Here is a 19,630-nt window from a genome sequence, read left to right as displayed (position 1 = left end):
TATTTTATGACTACAAAAAAGAATAGCTCAATTAAAATGTCCCCAGGCAGGAGACAATATCTAGATATAAAAAATAAATATGATGATTGTCTTTTGCTTTTCAGAATGGGTGATTTTTACGAAACATTTGATGAAGATGCAAAAAAACTGTCTTCAATCTTGAATATAGCGCTAACTGCTAGAGATGTTGGAGATAAAAAAAAGGTTCCACTTGCAGGTATCCCATATCATTCTCTTGATAATAATTTAAAAAAATTAGTAGATTCAGGATTAAAGATTGCTATAGCAGAACAAACTTCTGACCCCAAAGAATCGAAGGGAATTGTAGATAGAGCAGTTACCAGAGTAATAACCCCAGGAACCGTAACAGATGAAAATCTTTTGGATTCTAATGATAATAATTTTTTAGTCAGTATCTATGAAGATAAAAATCAAATAGATATTTGTGCTTTAGATATTTCTACAGGACGATTTGAAACATACGCTACTGACAATCAAAACCTTCAAAACGAAATAGAAAGATTAAATCCCAAAGAAATACTTTATGTTAAAGAAAATAATGAAATCATAAATGAATTTTTTGATGAGTATCTTCTTAGAGAATATGATGGAGAAATTAAAAATTTAGGTCTTGCTAAAAGAATTATAAACTCCCATTTTGAAATAGAGGATATAACCCAAATAGGGTTATCAAATAGAAAATCATTGCTTATGTCCCTAGGTATAATTTTAGATTTTATTGATTCTAATCAAAAAAACTTTTCAAAAAATCACCAAACAATTAACAGCATTGATAGATCTAATGACTTAATCCTTGATTATGTAACTTTAAGAGATTTGGAAATAGTAAAATCCTTTTCTGGTAATGACCAAAATACTTTATTTTATTTCATGGATCAGACAAATACTGCAATGGGAAGTAGATTACTTAGAAATTGGCTGATAAGTCCATCACAGAACATTAGTAAATTAGAAAAACGACATTCTCAAATTGAATGGATAGATGAAAATAAAGATAATCTTTTAGAACTTGATGATATTTTAAGAAAAATTAGTGATATTGAGAGAATAATAAATCGCGTTGAGAATAAATCAGCTAACTATAGAGATATAATTTCAATCTATGAATCATTAAATCAATTACCTTTGGTGAAAAAATTATTCACTTCAAAAAAGTTTATATTTGACTCAAATCAAGTCTTAATTAAAAAATTATCAAAATATCTTAACTTTGCATTGGATACTGATAAATTGTCTGAAATTCAAACACAGCTGCCAATAAGAGAAGGCTTTAATAAAGATTTAGATGAGATTAAGAAACTAAAGTTTGAATCAAATACATCTATATTAGAACTTGAAAATAATGAAAAAAATAAAACAGGAATTAATAACTTAAAAATAAGTTTTAATCGTGTTTTTGGATACTATTTTGAGGTAACTAAATCACACTTAGATTTAGTACCAGATTACTTCATAAGAAGACAAACTCTAGCAAATTCTGAAAGATACTACACTAATGAATTGAAAATTCTTGAAGAAAAGATATTAACAGCTGGTGAAAAAATAGACTCTTTAGAAACGATGATTTTTAATCAAATTTGTGAAGAAATTACTATCTACAAAGATGAAATATTAAATATGAGCAAAGATATATCAAATATAGATACTATTTACTCTATGTTTAAAATTGCAAATAATAACAAATGGATAAAACCAGTTTTATCTGATGATAATAAATTTGATATTAGAGATGCATTACATCCAGTTATAGATAAAACTTTAGGTTTTGGTAAGTTTGTTCCAAACGACTTAAATTTTTCAAATAAAACAAATACAGCGATTATAACTGGTCCAAATATGTCCGGTAAGTCTACTTACCTAAGAACTATGGCAATTATAGTTATTCTTAGTCAGGTAGGATCTTTTGTGCCAGCTAGTAAATGTGAAATTGGTATAGTTGACAGGATTTTTACAAGGACAGGTCTTACAGATGATATTCATACAGGTAAATCTACTTTTCTTATAGAGATGGAGGAAACATCTAGAATACTTGCTCAATCTACTAATAAATCTTTTGCTGTTCTAGATGAGATAGGAAGAGGCACTAGTACATATGATGGTTTATCTATAGCTTGGTCAATTTTAGAATATATAAACACCAAAGAAGAGAAGAAATTTAGAACTTTATTTGCTACTCATTTCCATGAATTAACAAAACTGCCTGAAACTTATCCAAATATTATTAATCTTCAAGTAGCTGTACACGAAGAAAATAATTCTATAAATTTCTTACACAGAATAATTGAAGGTTCTGCAGAAAAATCTTATGGAATAAATGTTGCAGAAATTGCAGGTATCCCTATGGAAGTTTTATTAAAAGCTAAAATTTTACTAGGAGAATTTGAAAATCCAAAATATAGTAATAATTCCTTTCAGCCTCTACTTTTTGAGGAAAATATATCAGATGTGTCTAAACAAATAAAAGATCTTGATCTGATAAATATTACCCCTTTCGAACTTATGAAAATAATTTCAGATATTCAAAAAAATTTATAGTTATATGAATAACGATCTACATTTTATAGATTTTTATTGCAACATTTCTTTAATTATTTTGGAATATTGATTGATTATGTCAATATAAATTTGTTCGCCCTTTTCTTTTGAAGCATTTGTAGATGTTCCTAAGGGATCATTTTTAATTGCATCTTTATCAACTAAATCTGGAAACATATACAATGCAACTGAGGTTTCATATTCACCAGCATGACCAGGCCATACGTCGTCATCAATTATATTTTTTATGAAATCTTCATCATGAGTTTCCCAATAACTTGTATATCTAATATCAATTTCTGAATCTTTATTAAGAAGTTCTTCATAATCATAATGAGTTCTTACTTCTGTAGTATCAATTCCTTCATGAATTCCTTTCATTTGTAAAGATATATTTCTCATCGCAGTTGCCATTGGTTCTACATTCCCTCCATGACCATTTATAAAAAGAATCTTTTTTACACCACCTCTTATCAAGCTTTCAACTATATCTGTAAGAACTCCTATAAATGTGTTAACTCTTAGAGTCATAGTTCCAGGAAATGCCATATGATGCTCTGCTATTCCAGCATTTAGAGGTCTATAAAATATAACATCATCAGAGAATTTTTCAGCAAGATCTTGTGCTATTCCTGTCGCTGAATTTATATCCATACCTATAAATAAATGATTTAAGTGTTGCTCTACAGAGCCTGTGGGAATAATAGCCATTGGTTTATTTTTATTAATAAAATCTCTTGCTTGGTTTCTGTTAAAAAATTCTAAGTTTTTCATAATATTATCCCTCTTTTGATCTGACAACTTTTCCAAATCTGCCTTCAATTTTTTTCCCATCTTTTAGTGCAATTTTTCCGTTTACTAAAACCCATTTCATACCAGTAGAATATTGATGTGGATCTACATAAGTAGCCTTTTCTTTTAACTCTTCGGGTTTGAAAATATTAATATCTGCAAAATATCCTTTTTTTATTTCACCTCTATTTTTTAATCCTATTCTGCTTGCTGGAAGGCTAGTCATTCGATAAATAGCATTTGAAATTGAAACTTTCTTTTTATTTACTACCATATCTTCTATAAATCTTGTGTTTGTTCCATAACTTCTTGGATGTGGCTTTCCATTACTAAGAGGTCCTATGTTTCTAAGTGAATTACCGTCTGAAGCAACTGCAATTATGTCAGACATTCCTATCGTATCTACGTCTTGTTCTTCCATAGAATGAAGTACGAATGAACCTTCAGAAATTTCATAAAGTCTCATAGCAGCTTCTTCAGGTGAACATGAAAATTCTTCAGAAATTTCAGATAAATTAAGTCCTTCAAGTTTTTTATCATTTGAAAATTCAGCTAAAATACAACCTGCTGAACCGTGAAATCTATTTATATAATTTATAGTTTCAGATTTTATAGCCTCTCTAATATTTTTATCCTTTAACCTCTCAAGAGTCTTTTCTCTTCCTCCCTCAAGGCTCCATCTAGGAAACATACATCCACTAGTAGGAGTACTAGACCATTCATAAGGATATTGGTCTCCTGCTACATCTATCCCTTCTTCTCTTGCTTTATACATTCCTTCTAAAAGTTCGTTGCCTCTACCCCAAAACTGAGGGCCAACACTCTTAACATGACTAATTTGAATTTTAGCTCCTGTTCTTCTTCCAATTTCTATAGCTTCTGCATGAGCAGGGAAAAGCCCAGAAGCATCATCGCTCTCAGACCTAATATGGCTTGAATATAACAAATCGTGCTCTGCAACTACTTTAGTTATTTCGACAATTTCTTCTGTATGAGAATATGATCCCGGAGCATACCATAGACCTGTTGAAAATCCTAAAACTCCTTGATCTATCGAAGAGCGAACAATATTCCTCATAGCTTCTATATCTTCTGGTGTTGCGGAGACAGCTTTCATTCCCATTACATAAGATCTAAGAACTCCATGGCCTAATTGAGCTGCGAGATTAATTGATGGAATATTTCTTTCTATTTTGTTTAACCAATCAGTAAAATCATTCCAATCAATCTTAACGTCAGAATCATATTTAGATAATCTATCTGACAATGTTTGCTTTGAAGCACTATTCAATGGAGCACAAAAACTCATTCCACAGTTTCCAAGAAATTCAAAAGTTACTCCTTGAGTCAGCTTACTATCGGCCTCAGGATCAACTAAAAATGAGATATCACTATGTGTGTGAATATCTATGAAACCAGGTGTAACAATGTAATCTTTTGCATCAATAACTTTTTTAGATTCTGGGGACTCTTTTCCAATAAAATCTATTTTTGAATTTTTTATTCCAATATTATTAGATTCAGGTTCATTGTTATTTCCTGAAAATACACTTCCGTTTTTTATTAAGATGTCTAGTATATTATTCTCTCCAAAGATATATAGATTTAATCTCTTCAGAAAATACTATATTATCTGAAGAGATTTATCCAATATTCTATGAAAATAATCTATCCACCTATCCCTAAAAATAGAGGACCAAAAACTATTGATACCATCGCCATTAGCTTTAACAAAATGTTAAGAGCTGGCCCACTAGTATCTTTAGTTGGATCTCCGACAGTGTCTCCTATGACACCTGCTTCATGAGCATCAGATCCTTTACCACCATGGTTACCTAACTCGATATATTTTTTTGCGTTGTCAGCAGCACCACCAAAGTTATTTAGAAAAATAGCAAGTAAAAATCCAGAAATAATAGATCCTGCAAGCATACTTCCTAAAGCTTCAGGCCCAAGGAATGGAATAATTCCTACAGCGATTGGAGCAAGTATTGCTAATGTTCCCGGAACTATCATTTCTTTTAATGCACCATTGGTTGAAATTTCAACAGCCTTTGCTACATCAGGTTTTACACCTTTTTTACCTTCTTTAAGTCCTTTGATTTCTCTAAATTGACGTCTAACTTCTTCTATCATTGCTCCAGCAGCTCTACCTACTGCAGCCATAGTTAATCCAGCAAAAATAAATGGCAATAAACCACCTATAATAGCTCCAACTAAAATTTTTGGATTTAGTAAATTCAATGAATCAATACCAGCAACTGTTGCATATGTAGCTAGAAGAGCAAGTGAAGTTAGGACAGCACTAGTAACTGATATACCTTTTCCAGTAGCAGCAGTAGTGTTACCTAAACTATCTAAAGCATCGGTTCTTTCCCTTACTTGAGGGTCTAAACCAGCTTGTTCTGCAATACCACCAGCATTATCACTCACAGGTCCAAAACTATCAGTACTCAATGTTATAGCAAGTGTGCTAAGCATTCCTACTGAAGCTAATGCAATACCATAAAGTCCCATTATAGGATCGTCTACTGTACCACCTGCAAGAGTGAAAGAAATTAATATTCCTGCAGCAATTGTTATGGCAGGTATAACGGTTGAATATAATCCAACAGCAATACCAGCAATGATTACAGAGGCGGCACCTGTTTCTGATTGTGATGCCATCCATTTAACAGGCTTATATTCATATGAAGTAAAATATTCTGTTGCTGTCCCTACAATTATTCCAAGTAGATTACCGAACAATATCACCCATAGAAGATTAAAATCCATTCCTTTAGCGCTTATATAAACTCCAGCACCAATTAAACCTAATATAGTTGCTCCAAAAATTCCAATTCTGAAACTCCATAGAAGATTATTCATTGAAGCACCTTCTTTTGTTCTAACCAGGAATGTTCCTATTATTGATGCAATTACTCCAATACTTGAAACTATAATTGGAAGGATCACCAAATCACTACTTATGCTTTTTGTAGCAGCGACCGCAAGAGCGATTGTAGCAATAAGAGATCCTGCATAGGATTCAAAAAGATCAGCACTCATACCAGCAGTATCTCCAACCATATCACCTACATTATCAGCGATTGTAGCTGGATTTCTAGGATCATCCTCAGGAAGGCCGGCTTCTACTTTTCCAACAAGATCAGCTCCAACATCAGCAGCTTTTGTATATACACCCCCAGCCACTCTGGCAAATAAGCCAACAGAGCTAGCTCCAAAACCAAAACCAGCTATTACTGTAGCACTTTCAAAAACTAAATATAAAACTGATACTCCAAGAAGACCTATACCAACAACTGCAAATCCAGGAACTGCACCTGTACTAAAGGCAACTCTTAATCCATTATTTAGGCTTTTTTGGGAAGCTTCCGTAGTTCTAGAGTTTCCTCTTACAGCAGCAGCCATTCCAAAGTATCCTGCCAAAGCAGACCCAGCAGCACCAATTAGGTAAGAAATCGACATATTTATATTACCTTGGCTTGTACCAATTATTCCAAATATATCTAAATCTATAAACACAACTAATATTACAAATACTGCTATAACAAACATAGATAGAACAGTATATTCTCTTTTCAAGAAAGCCATTGCACCTTCCTTGATAAGATCTCCTATATTCTTAACATCCTCATTAACAACATTAATTCTTTGAACTCTCAAAAATAAAATTCCTGCTGTGAGCAAAGAAACTACTGCTGCAATAACACCATATAAAATTTCAGACATATTTTTTCCCTCCGAGTGAAAAATTTAATACTGTTCTAATATATAATTTCCCTATTAAATATCAAAGTATTTAGATAATGATTTAGTCGTTTTTTCAGGATCTTTAGATAAAGTTATTGCAGTTGCAATGCAAACAGAGTCCACGCCAGTCTCAATAGTACTCTCTATATTTTGTTGATTTATTCCTCCAATAGCTACAATAGGTTTCTTACACACTTTTTTTGCATCAACCAATAATTGTAGACTAGCAGGTCTTGTATCGGACTTAGTTGTTGTTGGAAAAATACTTCCAATAGCTATATAAGTAGAACTATTTTTTTCAGATTCTTCTACTTCAGAAATTATTGCATTCGAAGTACCAATTTGAAGGTTTTTATGAGTAATTTGTTTTACTAGGTCAGGATGTATATCTTTTTGGCCTAAATGGACTCCATCTGAATTAGATATGCATGCTATATCTACTCTGTCATTAATGATTGAAATAGCCTCGTATTCATTACATAAATTTGATATTTCTATACCCCATTTAATTGTTTCTAGAGTTGATGCGATTTTATTTCTTAGCTGAATTACCTTTGCTCCTCCTGCTAAGACTTTTTTAGTCATCTCTATTGGATCTTCATTATTGATGAATTCAGGATCAATAATTACATATATACCTTCAATACTTTTCATTTAATTCTCCGAGATCATACTTTTTATTGGTTCAAAAGATTTTCTATGTACATTTGTGATTCCATAATTCTTTATAGCCTCCATATGAACTTTTGTGCCATAACCTTTATTTTTTTCAAATGAATAATTAGGATATACATTTGAAAGTTCATCAATCATATAATTGTCTCTACTCACCTTTGCTATTATTGACGCTGAAGATATTGATTTAGAGGCTTGGTCACCTTTAATAATATTTTTTTGTGGAATCTTAGAATCTATAGATAAACTATCAATTAATAAATAATCTGGTTTTATACTTAGATTATTTAAAGCTCTCTTCATTGATAATTTAACCGAATTTTGAATACCTATCTCATCTATTTCTTCAGCAGTGCAAAGACCTATAGCAGTGGATATAGAAATTTCTTTTATATAATCAACAAGATTTTCTCTAACTTTTGTAGAAACTTTTTTAGAGTCATTGATTTTTTCGAAAAAAGGATCCTCAAAACTTTTATTTTTATCCAAAATTACAGCTCCAGAATAAACAGGACCTGCCAAGCAACCTCTACCTACCTCATCAATACCGCAAATGTAATTATAATTTTTATTCCAAAGATCCGCTTCAAAATCTAAATTAGACATTTGATTTTTCTTTGATTGAGACTGTCTCTTTGATTATTCCTCCACCTAAAACTGAGTCTTCTTTATATAAAACGACTGGTTGTCCAGGAGTAATAGCTCTTACGGGGTCGTAAAAGGTTATAGAAATTTGATCTTCATCAATAAGATTTAATATAGCCTCTTTTTCAATAGCGTTATATCTTATTTTGGCTTTGACTTTTAAGTTGTTCTCAGGAGTGAATCCATTTGCCCAGTTTACTTGGTCTGCTATCAAACTCTTTTCAAATAAACTTTCATTTTCAGAAATAGTAACATCACCTGATTTATTATTTATTTCCTTTACATATACTTTTTTATTGAGCCCGCCTATCTCGATACCTTTTCTTTGCCCGATTGTGAAATTATGTATTCCTTCATGCTCCTTGAGTTTATTACCACTTTCATCAATTAGGGAACCTTTGATAGGTTTTACTTTACCTTTTAAAAAATCTCTATAATTTCCTTTAGGAATAAAGCAAATATCTTGTGAATCAGGCTTATCAGCATGAGAAAGTTCATATTTTTTTGCAATATTTCTAATTTCTTCTTTAGAGTAATGACCAACTGGGAATTGAAGTCTTTTTAGTTTTTCTTGATTCAAGGTAAAAAGTACATATGATTGATCTTTGCCGTGATCTTTAGCTTTTTCTACTTTATATTCATTATTTATTAGTTTAATTTTTGCATGATGACCTGTTGCTATAAACTTACACCCAAGTTCATCAGCTTTTCTAAATAAGGAGTCAAATTTTAAACTATGATTACATGATAAACAGGGATGAGGAGTTCTGCCTTTTTGATATTCTCCTATAAATTTATTCATTACCTTATCTTTAAACTGATCCACCATATTAATGTAATAGTGTCTAGCTCCAATAACACTACATGTTTTTCTAGCATCATTTACGTCATCAAGTGAGCAGCAGGATTTATTTAAGACATTAGAGTTTTTGAATGGATTATCAAATAATCTCATAGTTATTCCAATGACTTCGTATCCTTGTTCGTGAAGCAAAACTGCTGCAACTGAAGAATCGACTCCACCAGACATAGCAACTAAAACTCTATTTTTTATATTTTTCATATATATTTTTTTTTTTAATTTAAACTAAAATATAATTATTACAACAAGCAAATTATATCAAAGGATCTTATTATAAACACGAAAGAATTTTCTAAAGTGGTAGTTCAAACTGCTGAAGTTATGAGTGATAATCTTCTTTCAAATATAATTGTTCTTGATGTCTCTAAGCAATCTGAATATTTTAATTATTTTATTATTGCTACAGGTTTGACCAGTCAACATCTCGAATCATCGGGTAACACGATTACTAAACATTTAAAAGATCTTAAAATAAAAATCAATCACAAAGAAGGTCTTTCAAATGGTGGTTGGGTTTTACTTGATTATCCTGGTTTGGTTATACATTTATTTCTTGAAGATCAAAGAAATAACTATGATCTTGAAGGTCTTTGGTCAGATTCTTATGAGATATTAAATATTTTATAATTCTAAAATCCAGCTATCCGATGACTTTTCGTAATCAATTATTTCTGAATCATTAAAGAAAATTGAAACTTCTCTTTTAGCATCTTCAATCGATGCAGAACCATGAATTAAATTTCTAGAAATCTCTAAACCAAAATCACCTCTAATAGTTCCTGGTTCGGATTCAAGAGGATTAGTTTTTCCAATTAATTTTCTTGATTTTTCAACAGCATTAGGTCCTGAAAATGCTAAGGCAATTATTGGAGCAGAGCAAATATATTCTACTAAATCACCAAAGAATGGTTTATCTTCATGCTCAGCATAATGTTTTTTAGCTAAATCTTCATTAACATGCAAAAGTTTCATACCCGTTATCTTTAATCCAGATCTTTCTAATCTTGATATTATTTCTCCCGATAAAGATCTTTGTACTCCATCTGGTTTTACCAGAATTAATGTTCTTTCCAATTTATTCTCCTTTTTCTTCAAAAATTCTATATGCTTCTTTAGGTTTACTAATAGATGGTTTTTTTGAATAAATAGGAAGAATCTCATCAGGTTTATTAAAACCATTTTTTTCTATTATCATCTCTGCAGTCTTAAGAATTTTTTTATAATTTTTTGGGTTTTCCGTGATACTTTTTGTCTCTCCACAAAATTGGTTACCTTCGAAAGAATTTACTTTTTCTATTCCTATCATTTCAGGTTCTATTTCACCATTTTTAAATTTTGCCCAACTTGTTAAGTTTTTTCCACAGTTTATTACCGAAGTTATATTTTTTTTAGATTCAATATGCTCAATTGCTTGAACCAAATGAGTAGGAATTCCTAAAATCTTAATGTTCTTAGATAAAATTATAGACATAGCAAATGAAATGCCTATTCTTATGGAATTAAATCCTCCTGGACCTGTTAATACCCCTACATAATCAACTTGAGATAAGTATTTAGTAACTTTTATAAAATTTGCATAAAGTTCTTCAGAATGATTATTATTACTTTCCCAAAATTTAGTAAAAACTAAATCATCCTTAATACATAGATTGATTGAACAATATGAGTTGGAGGTATCAATAAATAAATGGTTCATTTTATTTTTTCTATAAATTTTTTAGAATAGTAACCAGTAGAATATAACATAAATTTTCTTTGGTTATCTATTTCTGTAAAATGAATTTTTATTAAAATTGAATCTTCTTTTGTATTATTTATAATTTTTTCTGCCCATTCGATGATTACAGTGCTATTTTCGTAATACTCTTCTATGCCAATTTCTTCTACCTGATCTTCTAGATCTATTCTATAGAAATCGCAGTGAGTGATATTTTTCTCTCCAGAATAGTTGTTAATTAATACAAATGTAGGACTTCTCACAAAGCTATCATTACCTGAACCTTCTACAATGGATCTTACCAATTCAGTTTTACCAGCACCTAAATCCCCTGATAAAAGTATAGAGTCTCCAATATCAATTATTTTTCCAATAGATAAACCTAATTCTTTTGTATCTTCTATTGAATTAGAGATAATAGTTTTTTCTAACTTTTCATTTTCAAATGATGGTATTTTGTAATTATTATTTTCCAAAATGATCAAAACCTTTAGATTTAATTTTTATATTTTTTTTACTACTCATAAATATTAATTCAGAAGTATTATTATTAACAACCTTTCCAATAATGGTAATTTCGTTTTTTATACTCATTTTTTTAATTGATTCCATATCACCAATCAATATTAGTTGATAATCTTCACCAGAGGAAATTAATTTCTCAAATAGATCTTTTTTATATAATTTGTTTAGTTCTTTATCAAATGGGATAGAATCTAAATCAATTTCAATAGATACTTTAGATGAATTACTAATTCTCGATAAGTCTTTTTGCAATCCATCTGATAAATCCATTCCACAAATTATTCCATTTTTTATAGCATTTTTAGATTCATGGATTCTTGGTTTTGGTTTTAGAAAACTTTCCTTTTGTTTTTTATAGTTACTCAACTCTTTTTCTAATGCAAAAAACCCAGCACCGGCTTCACCAATCTCTCCTGTCACGGCAATTAGATCACCAACATTTGCTTTATTTCTTAGCATCAAAGAATTTTTTTTATATAATTCACCAATAGCTGAGATTGATATAAAAATTTTTTCTGAATTAACGACATCGCCCCCTACAAGATATCCTCCATACGATTCACAAGCATCATTCATACCTTTATATAGAAGGCTTATATCTTTATCAGAAAAATCGCTATTTATACCTAATGAAATAGTAAAAGCTGATGCAAATGCCCCCATCCCTGCTAAGTCACTTTGATTTGAAACTATAGATTTCCATCCAACAGATTCGTATCCGTGACTTGATCTAAAATGAACATCTTCAACCATAGCATCAGAACAAAAAATTACATTTTTATTGCTCAAATCTATGCTGGCAGCGTCATCACCAATACCAATCCAGGAATCGGGAATATTCTTTATTTTGTTAAAATTATTAGAAATAAAGTCTATAAATTGTTCTTCACTCTTTATCATCAATAATTTTCTTTGAATTTAATTTATTTGATGCTCCCAATCCTCCAGCTACAATTATTTTCATAGCTTCATCTGCTGAAAGATCTAGAATCTTAATTTTTTCTTTTGGCACAGCAACTAACCACCCTGTGTTTGGAACTGGCGTTGATGGCATATAAACAAAACCATGGTCTTCTCCATCAAAATTTATTGTGTTTGTTAAAAATCCAATAGTCCATACTTTTTCTTTTGGATATTCAATAGCACAAACCATATTGAATCCACCTTGATCTTTATCTCCTCCAGTAAAGGCTGTAGAAACCTGCTTTGAAGTACTATAAATACCATTAACTAATGGAAGTTTCTGAACCACAGATTCAAATATCTGAATTACTTTTTTTACAATACTATTTGATGATAAAGCTCCGACAAGGAAAACAAGTATAAATAATGTTATGAAACTTGCACCAGGAATATTTCTTCCAAATATAGATCTGAATAATGGTTGTAAAATTCCATCTAAACTATTAAATGCAAACGCAACAACAAAATATGTAACAGCTAAAGGGAATAATAATAGAAGACCTATTATGTATCGTTTCTTAATATAGTTATATATTCTTTCACTTAATTTATTCATTTTGATTCCTACTTATATTATTGCACTAAATCTTAAGAATTTTACGTCAAATTATATACAGGTTGATGTAAGCCCGCATTCCCAGTCTTTGAAGAAATAAAGATCTGCTAATACTCCTTGAGTTAAGATAGCACCAATTAAGGAAATTACGAAGATAGTTATTTTTATTATTATATGAATACCATTTCTCTTTTCCTTTTCAGAAGAATAAAGCTTTATAATCAATATAAAAATAAAATAATAAAAAATAGTAAAAATTATAGTAGCACTTATTGTCCAAGTACGAAGTGAGATGTTAGTAAAAATAGCTTCTAGAATTTGATCCATTTTTAAATATTTCTTAAGTATGATTAATAGTAACAATAAAACAGAATTCAGAGTAGCAAAAATAATTGCAAGATCTGGTTATTGTTCTAGAAGAAAAGCAGAATCTTTAATTCATCAAAAAAAGGTTAGAATAAATGGAGAATTAATTCAATCTCCAGCAATTAATATATCTTTGGAAGATATTGTGACAATAAATGGTGAATTATTACCTAAAATTATGCCTCCGGAAATTTATTTGTATCATAAACCCATTGGTCTAATTGTTTCAAAAGATGATGAAAAAAATCGTCGAACAATTTTTTCAGAACTTCCTAAATTTTTAAGAGGTATGTTTTCAGTGGGAAGATTAGATAAAAATACCTCTGGATTACTACTCATCACTAATGATGGTGAATTATCTAGATATTTAGAGCATCCAAAAAATTCTATTATTCGTAGATATTTAGTAAGTATTAATAAACCAATCGGATATGAAAATCTAATAAAGATAAGAAAAGGTATAAAGATTGGAAATTTCCAATATAAATCAATCAAAATAATAAAGAAAAAATCTAATAAAGAAACTATTTATGAAATGGAATTAGTTGAAGGTAAAAATCGAGAGATAAGAAAAATTTTTTCATTTCTTGATTTGAAGGTGATTTCTCTTAAAAGAGTTTCCTATGGTCCTTTTAATTTAGGTAATCTAAAGCAATCTGAGTATAAAAAATCAAACTTAGCTATTAATGATTTTTTGAATTAGCTCGTATTAATATTCCTAGGAAATAAATAATAAATTATTGGATAATTTAAGTACTTTAATTTTTATTATGAATAATTTTATTGATTCAATACTCAATTATCTAGGTTACTCTAGTTTCTATACTTGGTTTTTCAAAGAGGGTATATGGGCTCTTATACTAGTATTATTTGTGCTAATTTCATGGTACCTTTTTCATCGATTAGCAAGACCTAGAATATCAACTTTAAGTACTAGACTTAAAAATAGAGATGAAACAAGAGATATAGGTATATTCATGTCCTTAATGGATTCTAAGGGTTTTGATACTATCGTTTTATTTTTCTTCTTACTATTGATGACTGTAGGATTACTATCAATAGTCGGTGTTAATGTATCTCCTATTTCATCATATTTTCAAGAGGTATTTACCGGTTTTTTCCCATGGATTTTTTCTAATGGAATTGTAATAATTCTAATAATTTTAGGTGTATGGGCATTTGTAAGAATAATTGAAAGAATACTTCCAAAAGTGGTTCATACTTTTGTAATGAGTAGATCCGAATATGGTGAACATGAAGAATCAGAAAAAAGAGCAAATACTCTATCTAAAGTTTCCACTGGTGGAGCTCAAATTATAGTTATTATAACTGGTGTATTTATGATTCTTACAAAATTAGCAGTGCCAGTTGGTCCTGTTCTTGCTGGATTTGGAGTAGTAGGTATAGCAGTTGGATTTGGTGCTCAACATTTAATTAGAGATCTAATTAGTGGAATATTTGTTATAGCCGAAAATCAATATCGGACTGGAGATGTAGTTACTATAGCTGGAACATCAGGATTGGTAGAGGATATAAACCTCAGACGTACTATACTAAGAGATTTAGAGGGAACTGTCCATGTAATTCCTAATGGCGAAATAAGTGTATCTTCAAATAGAACAAAAAATTATTCAAGAGTTGTATTAGATGTAGGAGTGGCATACAAAGAAAACTTAGAAAGAGTAATTATGATCTTAAATCAAATAGGTAATGAGCTATCTGCTGATCCTGTTTTTGGTTTAAATATAATTAAGGCTCCACAAGTTTTGAGGATTCAGTCTTTGGATGATTCTTGTATTACCATTAGGGTTTTAGGTGATTGTAAGCCTATGAAACAATGGCTCTTGAGGTCTGAGCTTATCAGAAGAATTAAGGCTAGATTTGATATTGAAGGTATTGAAATCCCATTCCCTCACCAAACTTTATATTGGGGAGATGATCAACCTAGATTAACTATTCAAGAAAAGCAAACTAAGAGAAAAACTTCTAATAAAGAAGAAAAATCTCCGGAAAATAATTCTCCAGAAGATGTTGAACAAATTTTAGCTCAAATAGCCTTAGCTAAAAGAGGCTCACTATGGAATGATCAAGATATTGATGAATAAAAGGAAATAAATAATCTTTAATAAACTACAACCAAATTTACCTAATAATCTTGAAGAAATTACTTCCTCAATTCCTCATCCTGAAGGAATAACTGTCGATGATAAAGGTAAAGTATATGTTACTTCGGCTTCCTCAGGAAATATATTTAAGATTAATAAATCTAATATAAACTCACATGCAAATACTAAAGGAAGGCCCCTCGGAATAGCTTTTTCTAAAAAATCTAACTCACTTATAGTAGCTGATGCAGCAAGAAAAGCTATATTGAGAGTTAGTCTAGGAAATGGAAGTATTACACAGTTATGTGACTCTTACGATGATATTGAATTAAATGGTCCATCAGATTTAGATATAAATGAAAATGATGAAGTTATATTCACGGATCCACTTAGAAATCCATACCCAAATCCTTGTATAAGCCCTGTTTATAAGCTAATCAAAAACAAAGTTGAATTATTTATTTCAGATTTAGCATTTCCAAGCGGTATCACAATAAGCTCTAAAAATGTTTTTATATCAGAAACTAGGGCTAATAGACTAGTAGTTTTAGAAAATCATGAATCTGAAGATGTGCCAGAACCTAGAATGTTTAGAAGATTTGCTGAGCCTGGTAATCCAGATGGTATAACAGTTGATGATGATGGTAATATTTATCAAACCTTACCAGGAATAGGCGCTATTGGTGTACTAAATTCTGAAGGAGAGATGATAGAAATTTACCATATGGAAAGTTGGAAACCATCTAATATTCATTATACAAATGGTATATTTTACGTAACTGATAGATTAGGTAGTAGAATTTTTAAGTTTACAAAATAGAATATATTTATGATTTTTTTTGATAGGCTAGTGTTAGTTTAAATTATGAAAGGTTCTAATTATTTTTTCAGATAAGTTTTTATTTTATATTGTAGTAATTTCACATCATATATTTTTGGTTATTACTTTTTTTTCTATTCCTTTTTATATAATTTTTGCAGAATGGTACATCACATTCCCGTTATTAAGTTGGACAATTTATCTGATTTTTTCAACTGAAATTACCTGTCCATATACAAATTTGGAAAATAGATTAAGAAAAAAAATAGGTAAGCCTCAAATTAAGGGTTTTATTTATCATTATTATTTGAAAAATTTTGTAAGAATTAAAAAGAGGATAAAAGGTTAAAATAGTAAATTTTAGATATTTAATTCAATGCAAGAGTTTGATCTAGTCGTTATAGGCGGTGGAATAAATGGTGCAGGAGTTGCTAGAGATGCATCTGGTAGAGGATTAAGTGTTTTACTTTGTGAAAAAGATGATCTCGCACAAGCTACTTCCTCATCATCTACAAAGTTAATACACGGTGGCTTAAGGTACCTAGAATTTTTTCATTTCAACTTAGTTAGAGAATCTCTCAGAGAACGCGAAATTTTACTAAATTCTATGCCTCATATTATATGGCCACTTAGATTCATACTTCCTCATCATAATGGCTTGAGGCCTGCTTGGCTTTTGAGACTAGGTTTATTTCTTTATGATCACATTGGAGGTAGGAAACTTCTACCTGCTACTAAAAAAATAAACCTAAAAAATCATGAAAGTGGTAATCCCTTGAAAAAGAATTTTTCTGTTGCATTTGAGTATTCGGATTGCTGGGTTGAAGATTCTAGAATGGTTATATTAAATGCAAAAGATGCAAAACTTAAGGGTGCAACTATAAAAACTCATACTTCCTTTGAGAATGCAAAAAGAAAAGACGATTTATGGGAAATAACCTTAAGAGATAATAAAACTAGTATTAAAAAAACTATCATATCAAAGTCTATTGTTAATTGTGCAGGCCCTTGGGTGACTAATGTAATTGATGAAAAACTCAATGAAAAAAATGACATTGGAATGAGATTGATTAAGGGAAGTCATATAATTACAAAAAAGCTTTTCAAAAAAAATCATAATTATATTTTTCAAAATTCTGATGGAAGAATTATATTTGCTATTCCTTATGAATCTGATTTTACTCTTATTGGAACTACTGATATTGAATATGAAGGTGATCCTGGTGAAGTAAAGTGTAGCTTAGAGGAAAAAAAATATTTAGTAGAGTCTGTTTCTAACTATTTAAGTAACCCCGTAAGTACTGATGATATAGTTCATACATACTCAGGAGTTAGACCATTATTTAATGATAATAAAACAAAAGCACAAAATGTAACGAGAGATTATGTTATAAAAACTAACTCTCAAAATAGAAAAGCACCTTTGATAAATGTATTTGGTGGAAAAATTACTACTTATAGAATTTTAGCTGAAAAAGTGATGAATGAATTAAAACCATACTTTAGTAATTTAGAAAAAAAATGGACAAAGAATTCTAATTTACCAGGTGGAAATTTTAATCCTAATGAGTTTGATGAATTAGTCAAAGAAATAATGGATAAATATAAATATTTAGATAAAAAATGGGCTATTAGATTGTTAAGAGCTTATGGCAAAGATAGCTTTGATATCTTGAATAATAGCTTGAAAATTGAAGATTTAGGTATTAATTTTGGTTGGAATTTAACTGAAAAAGAAATTTTATGGATGGTAGAAAATGAGTTTGCAGAAACTACTGAAGATATACTCTGGAGAAGATCAAAACTTGGCTTAAGATTTTCTCATGATCAAGTAAAATATTTAGAAAACTGGTTGAAAGATAATATCTAGATACATACTCATTACTAACTTTGATATAGATTACTTACTATGAAGAAAGAAAAAGAATATATATTTTATGAATTTGATGAAGATTATAAAGTTATTAAGTTGTCTGTTTTAGGAGACTATTTTACTGAAGACTCAGTTAAATTGATCAAGAATTCAGAAGCGCTATTAAGAAGAGTTTTTCCTGAGAAATCAAATGAAAATATTAAAACAATTTCAATTTTTGATGAAAATGAGTTACTTACTAAAATTTCAGAACTGAGTAAAAGATGAAAATAACCGATGTAAAAATTTTAAGAATGGCTGCTGAATCTCATAAAACTTCTGTAGATGGAGACACTAATAACTGGCTTTTCGTGAAAATTTATACTGATGAAGGTATTTATGGAATTGGAGAAGGGAGTCTACAATACAAAGACCAATCGTTAGAATCTGAAATTTTGGATTTTGCTAAATTCCTAATTGATAAAGACCCTTTTGATATAGAATTTATTTGGACTTCCTTGTACAGAAGAGTTACTTGGACTGGCGGAGCAGTAACAATGAGTGCTATTAGTGCAATTGATCTTGCTCTTTGGGATATCAAAGCGAAAGCCTTAGATGTACCTGTATATCAATTATTAGGAGGTAAAGTCAGAGAAAAAATACCTGTATATGCTAATGGTTGGTTCGAAGGTTTAGAAACTCCTGAGGAACATGCTATTGCAGCAAAAGAAATTATTGATAGTGGGTATAAATGCTTAAAGTTTTATCCATTTATTGGCAAATACAATATTGAAAACGAAAATATATACAAGGGTATAGAGTTGGTGAAGGCTGTAAGAGAAGAAGTTGGTAAAAATATTCAAATAGCAGTAGATATTCGAGCCAGACTTGATTTTGGAAGCGCATTGAAAGTTCTAAATAAACTTACACCATATGATTTAGCTTGGGTTGAAGAACCTGTTCAGTTTGATAATCTAGATATGCTGGATAAGCTTTCTCAAAAAACTACAATTCCCTTGTCAACAGGAGAACAGCTATATAGTAGATGGGATTTTCAAAAATTATTTGAAAATAAGTCAGTATCAATACTACAACCTGATATATGTCATGCAGGTGGATTGAGTGAATTAAAGAAAATTGCTACCGCAGCAGAAACTCATTATCTAAGTGTTGCCCCTCATAATTCTAATGGACCTATTTCTACTGTTGCAAGTTTACATTTAGATATGAGCATTCCAAACTGCTATAAGCAAGAAATTTTTGTAAGCTTTCTTGAAAGATATAAAAAAGTTCTTACGAATAATATTGAGATTCAAGATGGATTTACTTCTCCTCCTAAAGGATCTGGTTGGGGAACAGATATTGATGAAGATGCATTAACTGAATTCCCTCCTTCAAAATATACACCAGTTGATTCAGAACCTTATACTGAATTTTTTTGAA

20 protein-coding genes are annotated in these 19,630 nt (G+C 30.2%); 8 read left to right on the top strand and 12 right to left on the bottom strand.

All coding sequences use genetic code 11. The annotated features are described in order from the left end of the window. Positions 1-6 precede the first annotated feature (6 nt). The gene (mutS, locus tag MK083_01625; GenBank protein MCH2673154.1) at positions 7-2,556 is read left to right on the top strand and encodes a DNA mismatch repair protein MutS; all 2,550 of its coding nucleotides are present in this window, start codon (positions 7-9) and stop codon (positions 2,554-2,556) included. A 33-nt stretch (positions 2,557-2,589) separates the two neighbouring features. Here the strand turns inward: mutS and MK083_01620 are convergent, their stop codons facing one another. The 6 genes from MK083_01620 to mnmA all read right to left on the bottom strand — a co-directional run bounded on the left by MK083_01620 (position 2,590) and on the right by mnmA (position 9,484). Then, positions 2,590-3,330, bottom strand: a complete 741-nt coding sequence (locus MK083_01620; protein MCH2673153.1) for a creatininase family protein — start codon at positions 3,328-3,330, stop codon at positions 2,590-2,592. Positions 3,331-3,334: 4 nt separating this feature from the next. Further along, a complete protein-coding gene (locus MK083_01615) occupies positions 3,335-4,753 on the bottom strand; it encodes an amidohydrolase family protein (GenBank protein ID MCH2673152.1) in 1,419 nt (472 codons plus the stop codon). Between the two features lie 263 nt (positions 4,754-5,016). After that, a complete protein-coding gene (locus MK083_01610; GenBank protein MCH2673151.1) occupies positions 5,017-7,080 on the bottom strand; it encodes a sodium-translocating pyrophosphatase in 2,064 nt (687 codons plus the stop codon). A gap of 54 nt (positions 7,081-7,134) precedes the next feature. Then, the gene (gene thiE, locus MK083_01605; protein MCH2673150.1) at positions 7,135-7,755 is read right to left on the bottom strand and encodes a thiamine phosphate synthase; all 621 of its coding nucleotides are present in this window, start codon (positions 7,753-7,755) and stop codon (positions 7,135-7,137) included. Next, on the bottom strand, positions 7,756-8,382 hold the full coding sequence (locus MK083_01600; GenBank protein MCH2673149.1) for a ribonuclease HII: 627 nt from the start codon (positions 8,380-8,382) through the stop codon (positions 7,756-7,758). It lies immediately after the preceding gene. Further along, a complete protein-coding gene (mnmA, locus tag MK083_01595) occupies positions 8,375-9,484 on the bottom strand; it encodes a tRNA 2-thiouridine(34) synthase MnmA (protein ID MCH2673148.1) in 1,110 nt (369 codons plus the stop codon). The genes MK083_01600 and mnmA overlap by 8 nt, the downstream gene beginning before the upstream one ends. 96 nt (positions 9,485-9,580) lie before the next feature. Between mnmA and rsfS the strand changes: the two genes are divergently transcribed. After that, a complete protein-coding gene (gene rsfS, locus MK083_01590; protein ID MCH2673147.1) occupies positions 9,581-9,910 on the top strand; it encodes a ribosome silencing factor in 330 nt (109 codons plus the stop codon). On the opposite strand, the gene ndk is transcribed toward rsfS, so the two are convergent. Genes ndk through MK083_01560 form a run of 6 tightly spaced genes read right to left on the bottom strand, consistent with a single transcriptional unit; the run spans position 9,905 to position 13,371 of the window. Next, positions 9,905-10,357 carry a nucleoside-diphosphate kinase gene (gene ndk / locus MK083_01585; GenBank protein ID MCH2673146.1) on the bottom strand — a complete coding sequence of 151 codons (453 nt, stop codon included), beginning with the start codon at positions 10,355-10,357 and terminating at the stop codon, positions 9,905-9,907. The genes rsfS and ndk overlap by 6 nt on opposite strands. A 1-nt stretch (position 10,358) precedes the next feature. Then, positions 10,359-10,979, bottom strand: a complete 621-nt coding sequence (gene tsaB, locus MK083_01580; protein ID MCH2673145.1) for a tRNA (adenosine(37)-N6)-threonylcarbamoyltransferase complex dimerization subunit type 1 TsaB — start codon at positions 10,977-10,979, stop codon at positions 10,359-10,361. Continuing rightward, positions 10,976-11,476 carry a tRNA (adenosine(37)-N6)-threonylcarbamoyltransferase complex ATPase subunit type 1 TsaE gene (gene tsaE / locus MK083_01575; GenBank protein ID MCH2673144.1) on the bottom strand — a complete coding sequence of 167 codons (501 nt, stop codon included), beginning with the start codon at positions 11,474-11,476 and terminating at the stop codon, positions 10,976-10,978. Before tsaE ends, tsaB begins: the two co-directional genes overlap by 4 nt. After that, complete coding sequence (gene thiL, locus MK083_01570; GenBank protein MCH2673143.1) at positions 11,466-12,425, bottom strand: thiamine-phosphate kinase; 960 nt, start codon at positions 12,423-12,425, stop codon at positions 11,466-11,468. Before thiL ends, tsaE begins: the two co-directional genes overlap by 11 nt. Continuing rightward, positions 12,412-13,044, bottom strand: a complete 633-nt coding sequence (locus MK083_01565; protein MCH2673142.1) for a DUF502 domain-containing protein — start codon at positions 13,042-13,044, stop codon at positions 12,412-12,414. Before MK083_01565 ends, thiL begins: the two co-directional genes overlap by 14 nt. A gap of 51 nt (positions 13,045-13,095) precedes the next feature. Then, positions 13,096-13,371 carry a hypothetical protein gene (locus MK083_01560; protein ID MCH2673141.1) on the bottom strand — a complete coding sequence of 92 codons (276 nt, stop codon included), beginning with the start codon at positions 13,369-13,371 and terminating at the stop codon, positions 13,096-13,098. A 19-nt stretch (positions 13,372-13,390) separates the two neighbouring features. Between MK083_01560 and MK083_01555 the strand changes: the two genes are divergently transcribed. The 6 genes from MK083_01555 to dgoD all read left to right on the top strand — a co-directional run bounded on the left by MK083_01555 (position 13,391) and on the right by dgoD (position 19,629). Beyond that, a complete protein-coding gene (locus tag MK083_01555; protein ID MCH2673140.1) occupies positions 13,391-14,113 on the top strand; it encodes an rRNA pseudouridine synthase in 723 nt (240 codons plus the stop codon). Positions 14,114-14,150: 37 nt separating this feature from the next. Then, on the top strand, positions 14,151-15,515 hold the full coding sequence (locus tag MK083_01550; protein ID MCH2673139.1) for a mechanosensitive ion channel family protein: 1,365 nt from the start codon (positions 14,151-14,153) through the stop codon (positions 15,513-15,515). 88 nt (positions 15,516-15,603) lie between these two features. Further along, on the top strand, positions 15,604-16,335 hold the full coding sequence (locus MK083_01545) for an SMP-30/gluconolactonase/LRE family protein (protein ID MCH2673138.1): 732 nt from the start codon (positions 15,604-15,606) through the stop codon (positions 16,333-16,335). A gap of 376 nt (positions 16,336-16,711) precedes the next feature. Beyond that, positions 16,712-18,205 (top strand): glycerol-3-phosphate dehydrogenase, encoded by a 1,494-nt coding sequence (gene glpD, locus MK083_01540; protein MCH2673137.1) that lies wholly within the window; start codon positions 16,712-16,714, stop codon positions 18,203-18,205. A 39-nt stretch (positions 18,206-18,244) separates the two neighbouring features. After that, positions 18,245-18,475, top strand: a complete 231-nt coding sequence (locus tag MK083_01535) for a hypothetical protein (protein MCH2673136.1) — start codon at positions 18,245-18,247, stop codon at positions 18,473-18,475. Next, complete coding sequence (gene dgoD, locus MK083_01530) at positions 18,472-19,629, top strand: galactonate dehydratase (protein MCH2673135.1); 1,158 nt, start codon at positions 18,472-18,474, stop codon at positions 19,627-19,629. Before MK083_01535 ends, dgoD begins: the two co-directional genes overlap by 4 nt. Position 19,630: the final 1 nt, after the last annotated feature.

It is taken from the genome of Dehalococcoidia bacterium, assembly GCA_022451965.1.
Classification (GTDB): domain Bacteria; phylum Chloroflexota; class Dehalococcoidia; order Lucifugimonadales; family Lucifugimonadaceae; genus TMED-70.
The sequence above is the reverse complement of the archived record's forward strand: the minus strand, read 5'-3'. Positions and strand labels throughout refer to the sequence as shown.